The 14285-nt window shown below is 51.3% G+C and carries 17 protein-coding genes; all 17 read left to right on the forward strand.

Annotated features, from left to right (window positions below; translation table 11 throughout):
• On the forward strand, window positions 1-2638 hold a 2638-nt coding region (locus B2R29_RS06015), incomplete at its 5' end, for an efflux RND transporter permease subunit (RefSeq protein ID WP_301180235.1).
• Between the two features lie 307 nt (window positions 2639-2945).
• Complete coding sequence (locus B2R29_RS06020; RefSeq protein ID WP_156872790.1) at window positions 2946-3356, forward strand: MerR family transcriptional regulator; 411 nt, start codon at window positions 2946-2948, stop codon at window positions 3354-3356.
• Window positions 3357-3358: 2 nt separating this feature from the next.
• The gene (locus B2R29_RS06025; RefSeq protein WP_068437611.1) at window positions 3359-3679 is read left to right on the forward strand and encodes a heavy-metal-associated domain-containing protein; all 321 of its coding nucleotides are present in this window, start codon (window positions 3359-3361) and stop codon (window positions 3677-3679) included.
• A 159-nt stretch (window positions 3680-3838) separates the two neighbouring features.
• A complete protein-coding gene (locus B2R29_RS06030) occupies window positions 3839-6055 on the forward strand; it encodes a heavy metal translocating P-type ATPase (RefSeq protein WP_301180288.1) in 2217 nt (738 codons plus the stop codon).
• 37 nt (window positions 6056-6092) lie between these two features.
• Window positions 6093-6446 (forward strand): cupredoxin domain-containing protein, encoded by a 354-nt coding sequence (locus B2R29_RS06035; RefSeq protein ID WP_068437608.1) that lies wholly within the window; start codon window positions 6093-6095, stop codon window positions 6444-6446.
• A gap of 37 nt (window positions 6447-6483) precedes the next feature.
• The gene (locus B2R29_RS06040; RefSeq protein ID WP_068437605.1) at window positions 6484-6822 is read left to right on the forward strand and encodes a P-II family nitrogen regulator; all 339 of its coding nucleotides are present in this window, start codon (window positions 6484-6486) and stop codon (window positions 6820-6822) included.
• Between the two features lie 8 nt (window positions 6823-6830).
• Window positions 6831-7145: a DUF2933 domain-containing protein gene (locus B2R29_RS06045; protein WP_068437602.1), complete on the forward strand. Its 315-nt coding sequence runs from the start codon at window positions 6831-6833 to the stop codon at window positions 7143-7145.
• 26 nt (window positions 7146-7171) lie between these two features.
• Window positions 7172-7822, forward strand: coding sequence for a methyltransferase family protein (locus B2R29_RS06050; RefSeq protein ID WP_286839842.1), 651 nt, complete (start codon window positions 7172-7174; stop codon window positions 7820-7822).
• A gap of 21 nt (window positions 7823-7843) precedes the next feature.
• Window positions 7844-8284 carry a hypothetical protein gene (locus tag B2R29_RS06055; protein ID WP_301180236.1) on the forward strand — a complete coding sequence of 147 codons (441 nt, stop codon included), beginning with the start codon at window positions 7844-7846 and terminating at the stop codon, window positions 8282-8284.
• Window positions 8285-8317: 33 nt separating this feature from the next.
• Window positions 8318-8665, forward strand: coding sequence for a hypothetical protein (locus tag B2R29_RS06060; RefSeq protein WP_068437596.1), 348 nt, complete (start codon window positions 8318-8320; stop codon window positions 8663-8665).
• Window positions 8666-8684: 19 nt separating this feature from the next.
• A complete protein-coding gene (locus B2R29_RS06065) occupies window positions 8685-9050 on the forward strand; it encodes a cation transporter (protein ID WP_301180237.1) in 366 nt (121 codons plus the stop codon).
• 2 nt (window positions 9051-9052) lie between these two features.
• Complete coding sequence (locus tag B2R29_RS06070) at window positions 9053-10576, forward strand: thymidine phosphorylase family protein (protein WP_301180238.1); 1524 nt, start codon at window positions 9053-9055, stop codon at window positions 10574-10576.
• Window positions 10573-11514 (forward strand): ribose-phosphate diphosphokinase, encoded by a 942-nt coding sequence (locus tag B2R29_RS06075; RefSeq protein ID WP_301180239.1) that lies wholly within the window; start codon window positions 10573-10575, stop codon window positions 11512-11514. The genes B2R29_RS06070 and B2R29_RS06075 overlap by 4 nt, the downstream gene beginning before the upstream one ends.
• A complete protein-coding gene (locus B2R29_RS06080; protein ID WP_301180240.1) occupies window positions 11511-12866 on the forward strand; it encodes an MBL fold metallo-hydrolase in 1356 nt (451 codons plus the stop codon). Before B2R29_RS06075 ends, B2R29_RS06080 begins: the two co-directional genes overlap by 4 nt.
• Before the next feature lie 33 nt (window positions 12867-12899).
• A complete protein-coding gene (locus tag B2R29_RS06085; RefSeq protein WP_301180241.1) occupies window positions 12900-13361 on the forward strand; it encodes an ATPase in 462 nt (153 codons plus the stop codon).
• Window positions 13362-13395: 34 nt separating this feature from the next.
• A complete protein-coding gene (locus tag B2R29_RS06090) occupies window positions 13396-13653 on the forward strand; it encodes a DUF5676 family membrane protein (protein WP_068434970.1) in 258 nt (85 codons plus the stop codon).
• A gap of 95 nt (window positions 13654-13748) precedes the next feature.
• Window positions 13749-14279: a hypothetical protein gene (locus B2R29_RS06095; RefSeq protein WP_301180242.1), complete on the forward strand. Its 531-nt coding sequence runs from the start codon at window positions 13749-13751 to the stop codon at window positions 14277-14279.
• The last annotated feature ends 6 nt before the right edge of the window (window positions 14280-14285 follow it).

Consider the following 14285-nt stretch of genomic DNA (forward strand, 5'->3'; position numbering starts at 1 on the left):
CCTGCAGGACTGGTTCCTGAAATACGAGCTGCAAACCGTGCCCGGCGTGTCGGAAGTCTCTGCCCTGGGCGGCATGGTGAAGCAGTATCAGGTCAAGGTACACCCGGATAAATTGCGGGCCTTTAATATTCCGCTGTCCCATATCCAGATGGCCATCCAGCGCGGTAATCAGGAGGTGGGCGCATCCGTCGTGGAAATGGCCGAGGCGGAATACATGGTACGTGCCTCCGGATATATCCAGGGGCGCGAGGATCTGGCCAATATTCCTTTAGGTATCAACGTCAAGGGCACACCACTGCTGCTGAAAGATGTGGCGGATATCGATGTAGGTCCGCAGATGCGCCGGGGTATTGCCGAGCTGAATGGCGAAGGTGAAGCCGTCGGTGGCATCGTGGTGATGCGCTTTGGCGAAAACGCCCAGAAAACCATTGACGGTGTGAAAGCCAAACTGGAAACCCTTAAGGCGGGTCTTCCCGAAGGTGTGGAAATCGTGACGGTTTACGACCGTTCCGGACTGATTGAACTCGCCGTTGAAAACCTGTGGCATAAGTTGCTGGAGGAGTTCATCGTCGTTGCCCTGGTGTGTGTGGTATTTCTGTTCCATATCCGCTCCAGCCTGGTGGCCATCGTCAGTCTGCCTGTCGGTATTCTCACCGCCTTTATCGTCATGCACTTTCAAGGTTTAAACGCCAATATCATGTCCCTGGGTGGTATCGCTATCGCCATCGGCGCAATGATCGACGGTGCGATTGTGATGATCGAGAACATGCACAAGCACATGGAGCGCACGCCGTTGACGGCTGAAAACCGTTGGCAAGTGGTTGCGGAATCGGCGGCTGAAGTGGGGCCGGCGCTGTTTTTCAGCCTGCTGATCATCACCGTGAGCTTCGTGCCGGTGTTTACCCTTGAAGCGCAAGAGGGGCGGATGTTTTCACCGCTGGCCTTCACCAAGACTTATGCCATGGCGGCCAGTGCTGCATTGGCAGTTACCTTGGTGCCTGTGCTGATGGGCTATTTTATTCGCGGCAAGGTCTTGCCTGAGCACAAAAATCCCCTTAATCGGGCGTTGATTGCCGTCTATATGCCCGCGCTGAAAACTGTGCTTAACCACCCCAAAACCACTTTGGCATTGGCTTTGGTGGTGACGGTTATCGGCTTCTGGCCGGTGAGCAAAATTGGCAGCGAATTTATCCCGCCACTGGATGAGGGCGATCTGATGTATATGCCCACCACCTATCCAGGGCTGTCCATCGGTAAAGCGCGGGAAATTCTGCAGCAAACTGACAAGCTGATTGCCACCGTACCGGAAGTGAAAAGCGTGTTCGGCAAAATCGGTCGTGCAGAAACCGCCACCGATCCAGCGCCGCTGACCATGATTGAAACTTTCATTCAGCTTAAGCCGCGGGATGAATGGCGTGAAGGCATGACTACCGATGCACTCAAAAAAGAGCTGGACGCGCTTGTGAAATTCCCCGGCCTGACTAACGCCTGGGTGATGCCGATAAAAACCCGTATCGATATGTTGGCCACCGGCATTAAAACCCCGGTGGGCATCAAAGTGGCCGGGCCCGACCTCAAACAAATCGAAAAAATCGGGCGGCGCTTGGAGCAGGTGTTAAAGGATGTTCCAGGTACGGCTTCGGTTTATTCCGAACGAGTGGCCGGTGGGCGCTATATCAAGGTGGATATCCAACGGGAAAAAGCCGCGCGCTACGGGCTGAATATTGCCGATGTGCAACAGGTGGTGGCCACCGCCATCGGCGGCATGAACGTCACCCAAACCATTGAAGGCCTGGAACGCTACCCGGTGAATCTGCGTTACCCGCAGGATCTGCGTAATTCCCCGGAGCAACTGGCACTGTTGCCTATCGTGACAACTAGCGGCCAACGCATTGCCCTGGCGGACGTGGCGAACGTCTATGTGGAAGATGGCCCGCCTGCCATCAAGAGTGAAAACGCTCGCCTCAACGGTTGGACCTTTGTCGATATCGACGGGGTGGATCTTGGCAGTTACGTCCAGAACGCCATGGCCGTGGTGGCCGATCAGGTCGAGCTTCCAACGGGCTATTCACTGAACTGGTCAGGGCAGTATGAATACATGCTGCGAGCCAAGGAAAAGCTCATCTACGTGGTGCCGCTGACGCTAGCCATCATTATCGTGCTGCTGTATTTCAACTTCCGCAGCTTTGCTGAAGTCGCGATTATCATGGGCACGCTGCCCCTGGCGATGGTGGGTTCAATCTGGTTGATGTACCTGCTCGGTTACAACTTCTCAGTCGCCGTAGGCGTGGGCTTTATTGCGTTGGCGGGTGTCGCGGTGGAAATTGGCGTCATCATGCTGGTATATCTCAACCAGGCTTATCGCCATATGCTGGAGGAGTGTGAGCAGGAGGGCGTGGAACCCCGCCTGGAAACCCTGCGCCACGCCGTATTACACGGTGCCGGCTTACGGGTGCGTCCGGTGATGATGACGGCTGCCGCGATTATCGTGGGGCTGTTGCCGATAATGTACGGAACAGGGACCGGTTCGGAGGTCATGAGTCGTATTGCCGCGCCCATGGTCGGTGGGATGCTAAGTGCGGTCATTCTGACTTTACTCGTGCTACCAGCCGTTTACCTTCTTTGGAGAAAGCCCTGAGAAAGGGATCTGGCCAAATGTCATTCGAGTTGATTTGGATCAAATAATCTACCCCAACATTACAGGTGTGTAATGTTGGGGTCATCCAGGTGTCAGTCTCCCCTCATTAACATAGCCAATAGATGGCATGAATCCGCACGCTAAAACTGCTTGACCTGTGTCCATGACACAGGTGTATAACCTTTTCCAGCGCACGGTTATAAAGCTTGGTGTAGAACCTCGGTTTATAACCGGTGATTGACTCAGATCAAGGTCCTGATCCCGGCGGAAGCTTAGGATGGCATGACTGGATCAAGAGGAGGGTGGCATGAAAGTCATCGAGGTTGCCAGGCTATTGGGCATTACGGCAGACACGGTACGGTTTTATACCCGCATCAATATTCTGAATCCCACCAAAAGCAAGGCCAATGGATATCGGGAATACAGCGACAACGATGTTAAGCGTTTGAGGTTTGTGTTAAGCGCCCGACAGTTGGGATTTTCGGTCGAGGATATTCAGGAAATTCTTTCCCATGCTGACAAGAAAAAATCTCCTTGTCCGACGGTGAGACGCTTGATTGATCAGAGATTACATGAAACTGAGCAGCAGTTTAAAGAAACGATACGGCTGCGGGATCGTATGCAACGCGCCGTATTGGAGTGGAGCCAAAAACCGGACAAGGCTCCGACAGGTCATATGCTTTGCCATTTAATTGAAGAATTCACCGTGGAGGAATGAGTATGAATACACACCAAACGTCGAACGCCAATCAACGTAAAAGTGGCTGTTGCTGTGCGGGCAAGTCATCCATTTCGTCTGCGGCACCTGATACCAACAGTGTTAGCAGATCATCGCAACCCCTGCACCAATTACAAGTGCAGGGAGCCACCTGTGGTGGTTGCGTTAAAAGTATAGAACATACTCTGAAATCCGTTTCCGGGGTCAGTGAGGCCTCTATGGATCTGGCAACCGGTGTCGCTTCAGTTGTTGGTGCAGTCGATGCAGATCATCTCGTTGAAGTATTGCAAGGCGTTGGCTTTCCAGCGGCGGTCATCCGATAACAGTTCTTAAGAAATAACCGGGAGTAGGGTATGAGTACAACTAAAACGGAATCTGGCGGTGTCTCTTGCCATGAAGATGGTACGACAACTCCGCCTCATGATCATCATGCACATAAGGCTAATCACCACAGTTCAGGAAATAACTCTGGTCCTCAGGAACTGATTATTGAAGGTGCGGGTTGTGCCAGTTGCGTTGGAAAAATTGAGTCGGCGCTAAAGGCGGTGTCCGGTGTAGAAAATGCCGAGATGAATTTCGCTCAGCGCACTGTGAGTGTGACGGGCAATGCCGATGCTGCTGATCTGGTAAAGGCGGTGGAAAAAGCCGGTTACAACGCGAAGCTTGCGGCTGCGGAGAGCGAAGATGATGCGCTCGCAGAAAAAGAAAAGTCGGATCAGGCTTATTACAAACGCCTGATGAAGGAAACCTGGATAGCCCTTTCCCTGGGTGGGCCGCTAATGGCCTATGCGCTGATTACCGGGGAGGTTAATGTTAATACCACAACCGAGCGGATCGCTTGGCTGATCGTTGGCATACTCACCTTTGGCGTTTTGTACTTCTCAGGAAAACATTTTTTTGTCGGCGCCTGGAAGTCCTTCCTGAATCATTCTGCCAATATGGACACTTTGATTGCGCTGGGTACGGGTACCGCATGGCTGTATTCCATGGTGGTCGTATTTTTCCCCGAGTCGGTTCCAGAACAAGCTCGCCATGTTTACTTTGAGGCCACGGCGATCATTATCGGGCTGATCGATCTGGGCCTGGCCCTAGAGCTCAAAGCCCGCGGGCGCACATCGGAAGCTATTAAACGGCTGATCGGCCTGCAGGCTAAGACAGCCAGAGTCATACGCGACGAAAAGGAACTGGATATCGCCATCGAACAGGTGCTCATGGACGATGTGGTGCGTGTACGTCCGGGAGAAAAAATTCCTGTGGATGGTGAAGTCATAGAAGGCCATACCGCCATTGACGAGTCCATGTTAACGGGTGAACCCATGCCCGTTGAAAAAGCCGTGGGCGACACGGTTGCAGCGGGCACCATCAATAAAACCGGCTCCATTCTGTTTAAGGCCACTCGTGTCGGCAAAGACACGGCCCTGGCGCAAATTATCAACATGGTCAAACGCGCACAGAATTCCAAGCCGCCTATTGGTCGTTTGGCCGATGTGATTTCCGCGTATTTTGTACCCGTCGTAATGATTATCGCCGTCACCAGTGCGTTGGTCTGGCTCAACTTTGGCCCGAACCCAGCCGTGGCGTTTGCCATCGTATCTGCCACCACGGTACTGATTATCGCCTGTCCCTGTGCGTTGGGTCTGGCAACCCCCATGTCGGTGATGGTGGGTGTGGGCAAAGCGGCAGAAGCGGGTGTCCTTATTCGCAACGGCGAAGCCTTGCAAACCGCATCGAAAATATCAGCGATGATTCTGGATAAAACCGGCACCATTACCCTGGGGGCGCCGAAGGTCACCGATATTTTGGTCGCTGGCGAGCAGGACGAGAACACTATCCTGAAGCTGGCAGCCACGCTCGAATCGGGTTCTGAACATCCGCTGGCGCTGGCGATTGTCGAGTCAGCCCAGGAGAAGGGTATCGAAACCGGGAAGGTCTCCAATTTCAATGCCATCGCCGGTCACGGTGTGCAGGCTGAGGTGGATGGCAAAACGTTGCTGTTCGGCAATGAAAAACTGATGCGAGAGCGCAATATCGAACTCGGCGATTTTGTTGAAAAAGCGCAGGGCCTGGCTGCCGAGGCTAAGACGCCGATGTATTTCGCCGTGGATAACAAGCTCTCCGCCATTATCGCGGTGGCTGACCCCATCAAAGAAGACTCTATTGCCGCCATTAAACGACTGCAGCACAACGGCATTCGCGTTGTCATGCTGACCGGCGACAACCGCGCCACGGCAAAAGCCGTCGCCGAAAAGGCGGGCATTAAAGAGTTCTTTGCCGAGGTGTTACCGGAGGACAAATCCAAAAAGGTTCAGGAACTGCAGATGGAAGGTGAAGTGGTCGGCATGACAGGCGATGGCATCAACGACGCGCCAGCGTTGGCAATTGCCAATGTGGGTTTCGCCATCGGTACGGGCACCGACGTGGCCATAGAGAGTGCCGATATCACCTTGATGCGCGGATCGCTGCATGGGCTTGCCGATGCCATTGCGGTGAGCAAGGCCACATTACGTAACATCAAACAGAACCTGTTCGGTGCGTTTATTTACAACGTGGCGGGTGTTCCGGTTGCCGCAGGTATTCTTTACCCCTTGCTTGGGGTACTTATGAACCCTGTGATTGCGGGTGCCGCAATGGCATTTTCGTCGCTCACGGTCGTCACCAATGCCAACCGACTGCGCTTGTTCAAAGCGCAGGAGCACTAATGGCTATTTCGTCAGAAACTTGTTTAGGAGAGTGGACATGTTAATCATTAATAGTGTTGGCGTTGTTGTGATCGCGCTCATTATATGGTGGTTTTGGTTGTACAAGCCCAAAGAGGCAGAGCTGGGTGAAAATGATCTGGTGATTACCGTGGAAAATGGCACCTATTCACCCTCCCGAATTAAAGTGCCTGCGGGTGAGCCGGTTGAGCTGAAGTTCATACGTAAAGATGAATCACCCTGCTCAGAAACGTTACTGATTCCCGAACTGCAAATCAGTGACACCTTGCCCCTCAATAAACTGAAGTCCATACAACTACCTGCACTGAAATCTGGTGAATACGCCTTTCATTGTCAGATGCAGATGTATCGCGGTCAGCTCACGGTGAATTAGAGAATGTTCAACAAAGAAAGTAAGGATTGATATCAGTATGAATATTCAAAAAGTGACCGCCATTTTTGACGAATTTCGTTTGAAGGACGTAGAAGAAGCACTGATTAGGCATGGGGTTAAAGGCTTCACCCTGCATCCGGTTCGCGGTCGTGGAGAATACTTCGACAGCTTCAACGAGAATCATTTGATTAAGCACATTCAAATGGAGATTTACGCCAGGTCAGAGCATGCAAATAACATCGCGCAACTGATTGTAGAAACGGCGCACGTCAATGCCGATAGCGAAGGGCTGGTTTGTATTATTCCGGTGAATGACTTGCTTTGGATTCATGATAAACGCAGTGCGATAGACAGCGATTTTCAATTTCATCCGTGAGGTGTGATATGGCAACGCAAAAAACATCATTCTGGTTAACACCCAAAGGACTGGCGGCATTGGGCCTAATTGGTGCTGCCACGTATTTTCTGCTGATCGAACACCGCCAGCATGTCTGGCAGTTTTTACCTTTTCTGATTTTGCTGGCATGTCCTTTTATGCATCTTTTCATGCATGGAGGTCATGGTGGCCACGGGGGGCATGGTGGGAGCCATCAGCGCCAGGGAGAAGGCCATCAGCATGAGGGTGAGTCAGATCAAGATGCTTACCAGCGTGGATTAGAAGATGGGCGCCGGGATAGCGAACATCGGCACCACCATTGACCCGGTAGAAAACAGGAGAACGACAAATGCACGGTGATTCAGCTTATGGTCTCTGGACACTGGTGATACTGAATTCGGCAATATTTATTTTCTTTGCCTTCAGTTTTGCCAAGCCACAAACAAAAACCGACTGGCGCAGTTTTGGGGCTTTCTCTGCGTTCATTATTGCGCTCTTTACCGAGATGTATGGATTTCCGCTGACGATATATTTTCTGTCTGGATGGCTGGCGGAAAAGTACCCAGGAGTGGACTTCCTCTCCCATGAAAATGGCCATTTACTGCACACCATGCTCGGGTTTGAAGGTGATCCGCACTTTGATCCGCTGCATATTGCCAGCAATGTACTAATCGTGCTCGGCTTCTTTCTGCTCGCGTCGGCGTGGAACGTGCTGCACAAAGCGCAACAAACTCACTCCCTGGCGACCACTGGTTGGTATGCCCGCTGCCGTCACCCGCAATACATTGCTTTTATCATGATTATGTTTGGCTTTCTGTTGCAGTGGCCGACACTTCCAACACTAGGTATGTTTCCAATCCTATTGGTGGTTTACGTGCGTCTTGCAAAACGAGAAGAGCGCATGGCAATTGAAGAATTTGGCGATGCCTATCGTCATTATATGGAATCGACACCCGCTTGGATTCCAAAGTTAAATAACCTAAAAACGTCAACATATTGAGGATTTATAAATGAAAATTCAATGAAAAAATTTCTTTCTGCAGTCATTATTACCACCGCAATCTCTTCGCCTGTTTATGCTGAAAAAGGACATGAGCATGGAGATGCAAGCAAAGACAAAGTTGGTGGCATGATGATGACAATGATGAATCATGAGCAGATGATGGCGATGCATGAACATATGCAAAAAATGCAGGAAACAATGGCAAAAATCAAAGCCGAAACCGACCCAGAAAAACGTCAACAATTAATGAATGAGCATATGCAAACTATGCAAGAAGGTATGCAGATGATGAATATGGGGAACGGCATGAAAGGCGGTAAGAAAATGGACAAAATGGATATCACAAAACGTATGGATATGATGGAAAAACACATGGGGATGATGCAAAAAATGATGGGGCAAATGATGGACCATGAATCAGAGACGAAAAAATCACCGGTGCATAAACACAAAAAATAAGTTGTTGGATTATTTAAGAAAGGTACAGGGCCGATGAGCGAACATCGATCAGGCATTAACCCGGGATTTGTCACCAGACATACCCTGAGTCTATACGGATTAGATAAGCATAATGCACCGTTGATTGTTCACGACATCGGCGATCTTCCCTACATAGATAGAGTAAAACTTATTGAGGCGAAACAAATGCTCACCGTCGCCTACGACGCCTCTCACCATTCTATTGACGATATGATTGCTATCGTCGAAAAGCATGGGGCGTCGATCAAAGACAATTGGTGGAGTCGCGTCAAACTCGGCTGGCAACGTCAGACTGATCAAAACGTTAAAGATAACGCCAAACATGAGCCGCACTGCTGTAACAAAATGCCGCATAGGTAATAGGTAAAGGAGACTGGAGATGAAAAACACTGAGCACCGATTGGGTGTGTCCGAAGTCAATCTTGTTGTCCGTCATTTGAAGCTAGACACAAAAAGCGTAGGCGGCATCCAGGATGCATTGTCAGAAATCGACAAACTATATGGACTGGATGCGGTGTCTTTCGATGAAAAGTCACAGGTTTTGAATCTCGCCTACGATGCGTCACGTCTTTGCCTGGATGGTATCGAGGATGTGCTGGCCAAATATGGCATTGAAGTTGGCCACGACTGGTGGACTCATTTCAAAGAAGGTTATTACAAGTTTGTGGATGAAAACGTTAAGGATAACGCAGGGCATGAGCCGTGGAGTTGTCACAAGTCACCGCCACGCAACAGGCGAAAATAGCAATGACGGTGAAAACGATGGAGTCAGCAAACGCTCTTAAGGTTATTGATATAGGTATCGATACCCACCAAGAACCCGTCCTTTATATGCGAAACGATTGCCATATCTGCCGCTCGGAAGGTTTTACAGCTAACAGTCGCGTTTCAGTGGAAGATGGCCAAAACCAAATAATCGCAACGATCAACGTGGTGGATGAGAAGGTCATTGAACCAGGCAGCGCTGGTTTATCCAAAATCGCCATCGAACGGCTGGGAGTTACCGCAGGGGCATTGATTAGCGTCAGTCATGCACCGGTGGTGACATCGCTGGCAGCTGTTCGCAAAAAAATATTTGGCCATAAGCTCAGCGACGAGGAAGTCACTGAGATCGTACAGGACATCAGCGACCATCGTTATTCCGGTATCGAAATTGCCAGCTTTCTCAGCGTTTGTGCGGGCAGTCGTCTGGATGTGGATGAAATCATTGCCTTGACACAGGCCATGGTAGCTTGCGGTAAGCGTCTCAGCTGGCCCGATTCACCCATGGTGCTGGATAAGCATTGCATTGGTGGCCTGCCGGGCAATCGCACCACGCCGCTGGTGGTGGCGATCGTCAGCGCTGCCGGTTTAACCATTCCGAAAACGTCGTCTCGCGCTATCACGTCACCGGCGGGTACTGCTGACACTATGGAGGCGCTGACGACCGTCAATCTCAGCCTTGCGGATATTCAACGAGTTGTAGCAGAAACTCACGGTTGTCTCGCCTGGGGTGGAGCGGTGAATCTTAGCCCCGCCGATGATTTATTGATTCGGATTGAGCGCGCGCTGGATCTTGATGGCGAAGGGCAGTTGATTGCATCGGTATTGTCGAAAAAAATCGCTGCGGGTTCTACCCATGCGGTGATTGATATTCCCGTCGGCCCTACTGCAAAAGTGCGTTCGCAAAAAGACGCCGATCGTCTCGCTTCATTATTCACACAAGTGGGTGCTGCGTGCGGCCTTCAGGTTCGTTGCTTGATAACGGACGGCAGTCAGCCTGTCGGGCGCGGTGTTGGTCCCGTGGAGGAAGCCCGCGATGTAATGGCTGTTTTGCAGCGCAGCAGCGATGCGCCCGAGGACCTTCGAGAGCGGGCACTGTTTTTGGCTGCCCATCTGTTTTCTCTCGCGTATCAGCAAACCTATGAACAAGGTTTGCAAAGGACTACCGAAATTCTTGATAGCGGTGCGGCGTGGGAACAATTTCAGCGAATTATAGCGGCCCAGGGCGGGATGAAATCTTTGCCTTCTGCAGATTTTCAACATACGGAAACTGCCGCATCAACCGGCACTTTGCAGACGATTGATAATCGCCAATTAGCGCGCTTGGCGAAACTGGCGGGAGCGCCCAATGTCTCGGCAGCGGGTTTGCGCTTGCATAAGCGTGTCGGTGAAACTGTAGAGCGAGGTGAACCCTTGTTCACACTGTTCAGTGACACAGAAGGCGAGCTGCAATACGCATTGGCCTATTACCGACAATCCAACATTTTCACGATTGGAGCAATCTCATGAGTGAACTGAACCCGGTTTCAGGAAAGACACCGTTGGTGTTTTGCTTACACGATCACCCATTGGCGGATTCGTTAGCAAAGGCGATGGGTGTGCAGCGGGGAGAATTTAGTTCACGTGAATTCCCCGATGGTGAATCCTATTTGCGTATCACCTCTGATGTGGAAGGCCGCGCCTGTATTGTTGTGGCGGATTTGTCGCACCCCAACACCAAGTATCTACCGTTACTGTTTTTGGTCGAAACCTTGCGGGAACTGGGTGCTTCGCAAGTTGGCCTAGTGGCGCCCTATCTCAGCTATATGCGACAGGATCGCCGTTTTGTCGATGGGGAGGCGGTTACCTCACGTATTTTTGCCAAATGTCTGTCTCACCATATTGATTGGTTGGTGACGGTAGATCCGCACCTGCATCGTTATCATTCCCTGGACGAAATTTATTCCGTACCCAGCCGTGTCGTGCAAGGTGCCCCGGCGTTGGCGCAATGGTTGAAGACACAAAACAACCTGTTGCTGGTGGGGCCGGATAGCGAGAGTGAACAGTGGGTATCCGATATCGCCGATTATAGCCAGCACCCGTTTGTGATTGGCGAGAAACAGCGTTTCGGTGATCGTCATGTCGAAGTGTCCTTGCCGAACATTGAAGCGCACAGAGATAGAACCGCCGTCATTATTGATGATGTCATATCGAGCGGGCAGACCATTCTGGAGTGTATCAAAACCCTTAAATCCAATGGCATTGAACACATCCAGTGTGTCGCCGTACATGGCATTTTCGCCGACGGCTCTGATCAAGCACTGATCCAGGCGGGCCTCAGCCAATTAGTAACCGCTAATACCATTCCTCATTCATCCAATGCCATTGATATCACGCCGCAGCTGATTACAGCCGTTATCTCCATGTTGCAACCAACAAGATCAGATTCCACAGGAGTCGTATCATGAGAATCACCTTTTTAGGCGGTACCGAAACCGTAACCGGTTCAAAATTTCTACTGGAAACCGAGCGCAGCAAGGTGCTGATCGACTGTGGCCTGTACCAAGGCTACAAATGGTTGCGTGAGCGCAACTGGCAACCGCTGCCGCTGGATATCGATAAGCTCGATGCCGTGTTGCTCACTCATGCGCACCTGGATCACTCCGGCTATATCCCCGCCTTATACAAGCACGGTTTTCGTGGCCCGGTGTTTACCCATCACGCCACTAAAGACCTGTGTCAGATCCTGTTGGCAGACAGTGGTCATATTCAGGAGGAGGACGCGAAATACTACACCAAACATAAGCTGAGCAAACATGAACAACCCGAGCCGCTCTATGACCGTCAAACCGCCGAATCGAGTATGGAGTTGTTTCAGTCGGTTGACTTTGATGAACAGGTTGAAGTCGGCGATATCCGTTTTTACCTGCAACCGGCGGGGCATATTCTCGGTGCCGCCAGTATCATTATTGAAGCGGAAGGCAAACGCATTGGCTTTTCAGGCGATGTGGGCCGTTTCGATGACGTGTTGATGAAACCACCGCGCCCGCTGCCCGAACTGGATTTGTTGCTGATGGAGTCCACTTACGGCAATCGGCAGCACGATCCGCAGGACGCTGCGCAACAATTGGCTGCCGTGGTTAACCGTGTTGCTAAAAACGGTGGGGTTTTACTGGTGCCCGCGTTTGCCGTGGGGCGGGCGCAGGCCTTGCAACATTTGCTGGCAACGCTGATGCAAGAGGGTGCCATACCCAAACTGCCGATCTATCTCGACAGTCCCATGGCCATCAAAGTGTCGGATATTTTTTGTCATCACAGCGATCAGCATCGACTCAGCCATGAGCAATGTCATCACATGTGCGATGTCGTCACTTATACCCGTACCGTGGATGAATCCAAGGCGCTAGCGGGGCAGGCTTTCCCCCATATCATTATTGCCGGCAGCGGTATGGCCACTGGTGGGCGAATTCTTCACCACTTTAAACGGCTATTGAGTGATAGCCGAACCACGGTGTTGTTTACCGGTTATCAGGCCGGTGGTACCCGTGGTGCCAAGATGCTTGAAGGTGTCGATGCAGTGAAAATCCACGGTAGCTGGATTCCACTGAGGGCGGAGGTTGAGGTGATTTCCGGACTCTCGGGGCATGCGGATTATCTCGAACTCACCGAATGGTTGCGCCAATCAAAATTGGCCAGGACAACGCCCATCAAACTGATTCACGGTGACCCCGATGCGCTGGAAGGGCTGCGAGTGTATTTACAAGAGCAAACCCAGTTTAAAGTCGATGTTGCCGGGTATCGAGATATTTTACGGCTGTAGACGATACAAGATATCTATTAATTAGAGGAAAAGATGATGCAAATTGAAACCCTGAAAGATGTGTTGCACTGGACCAAAGAGTTTCACCAACACCTGAGCCAGTGCTTGTCCCACTGCGCGGATAAAAACACTGACGAGCGGGCACGGATGATACTGGCTTATCTCTCGGAACACGAAAAAACGCTGACCGACGTGGTAAGCGGTTTTGAAAAATCCGGGGATGAGCACGCCCTTAACACCTGGTGTTATGAATACGTGGAGCATCACCCGATTACCCGGCATGTTCACTGTGATGCGCCCTTTGCCGAACTGGATACCGCGCAGATTATGGAAGTGATCGTCGATCAGCACCAGCAGGTCATCGAATTGTATCGCTATCTGGCGTCACGGGCGGATATTCCGTCGGCTAAGGAATTGTTGGAGTCCTTGCGGTCGTTGGAGGAACACGAAGTGATGCGCATGGCGCAATCGTCTAATCGGTTTGGTGATTTATAGGCTGGTAAATACACACGATAGAAGGAGAAACGATATGAAACTGCATGCATTTAAATTTGGTCTGGCCTGCTCAATCAGTGCCATTGTGCTTTGGGTCATTTGCAGTGTCTTCGTCGCGGCGATGCCCGCAATGATGATGTCCATGTCCGGCGACATGGTGCATATGCAGTTGCAGGATATGGGGTGGCACCTAACCCTGGTCGGCGCACTTTGGGGGTTGGTGGCCTGGGCTGTGGTGGCTGGTTTTTCCGGGTGGTTGCTTGCCACTATTTACAACCGCTTGCTGGCCTGAACCAGGGTGCAAGCGTCTGTTATGCCTGTTTTTTTCAGTCCTCAACCCTGACAGTTCCAGCATTAAGTGGGCGACATTTTCTAATGGATACTTCCATGGGATTTACGCCCAATGAGGGGCTGTTAATGCGTACGCGCAGCGGTGATGTTGATCCAGGTTTGCTGGCCTGGTTACAAAAGCAGGAAGGATGGTCGCCTGAAGATACGGATAAACTGCTTAATCAGGAATCCGGTTGGCGGGGGTTGTCTGGTGGTGTTGATAATATGGCTGAACTATTTGCCAGTGACCACCCACAGTGCCATCTGGCATTTGACCTATTTCGATACCGCTTCCAGAAAACATTGGGGGCTTACTTTGCGATTTTAGGTGGCCTGGACGGTATTGTGCTCAGCGGTGGTGTTGCTGAACTTAATCCGGCTCTTTGCCAAGAGCTCTTGTTGGGGTTATCCCATTTGGGCGTTGAATTGCACGCCGAATCGGCCAACAGCAACCTGCCGATATCGCTTTCCTCAATGACATCAAAAGTGCAGTGCTGGGTAGTTGCCTCGGATGAGGCGGCGATGATGCTACACGCTGTCCAGCAGCAATTCTCTAACGAATTTAGCAATCAGCCAGTCGCTGACTGAGGCATA

It is taken from the genome of Thalassolituus sp. UBA3500 (assembly GCF_002377545.1).
GTDB lineage: Bacteria > Pseudomonadota > Gammaproteobacteria > Pseudomonadales > Oceanobacteraceae > Thalassolituus.

Bases quoted from the DNA above. Each gene is read 5' to 3' on its own strand.
- B2R29_RS06020 (WP_156872790.1), top strand. From the start codon at position 2,946: ATGAAAGTCATCGAGGTTGCCAGGCTATTGGGCATTACGGCAGACACG.
- B2R29_RS06025 (WP_068437611.1), top strand. From the start codon at position 3,359: ATGAATACACACCAAACGTCGAACGCCAATCAACGTAAAAGTGGCTGT.
- B2R29_RS06035 (WP_068437608.1), top strand. From the start codon at position 6,093: ATGTTAATCATTAATAGTGTTGGCGTTGTTGTGATCGCGCTCATTATA.
- B2R29_RS06040 (WP_068437605.1), top strand. From the start codon at position 6,484: ATGAATATTCAAAAAGTGACCGCCATTTTTGACGAATTTCGTTTGAAG.
- B2R29_RS06045 (WP_068437602.1), top strand. From the start codon at position 6,831: ATGGCAACGCAAAAAACATCATTCTGGTTAACACCCAAAGGACTGGCG.
- B2R29_RS06050 (WP_286839842.1), top strand. From the start codon at position 7,172: ATGCACGGTGATTCAGCTTATGGTCTCTGGACACTGGTGATACTGAAT.
- B2R29_RS06055 (WP_301180236.1), top strand. From the start codon at position 7,844: ATGAAAAAATTTCTTTCTGCAGTCATTATTACCACCGCAATCTCTTCG.
- B2R29_RS06060 (WP_068437596.1), top strand. From the start codon at position 8,318: ATGAGCGAACATCGATCAGGCATTAACCCGGGATTTGTCACCAGACAT.
- B2R29_RS06065 (WP_301180237.1), top strand. From the start codon at position 8,685: ATGAAAAACACTGAGCACCGATTGGGTGTGTCCGAAGTCAATCTTGTT.
- B2R29_RS06070 (WP_301180238.1), top strand. From the start codon at position 9,053: ATGACGGTGAAAACGATGGAGTCAGCAAACGCTCTTAAGGTTATTGAT.
- B2R29_RS06075 (WP_301180239.1), top strand. From the start codon at position 10,573: ATGAGTGAACTGAACCCGGTTTCAGGAAAGACACCGTTGGTGTTTTGC.
- B2R29_RS06080 (WP_301180240.1), top strand. From the start codon at position 11,511: ATGAGAATCACCTTTTTAGGCGGTACCGAAACCGTAACCGGTTCAAAA.
- B2R29_RS06085 (WP_301180241.1), top strand. From the start codon at position 12,900: ATGATGCAAATTGAAACCCTGAAAGATGTGTTGCACTGGACCAAAGAG.
- B2R29_RS06090 (WP_068434970.1), top strand. From the start codon at position 13,396: ATGAAACTGCATGCATTTAAATTTGGTCTGGCCTGCTCAATCAGTGCC.
- B2R29_RS06095 (WP_301180242.1), top strand. From the start codon at position 13,749: ATGGGATTTACGCCCAATGAGGGGCTGTTAATGCGTACGCGCAGCGGT.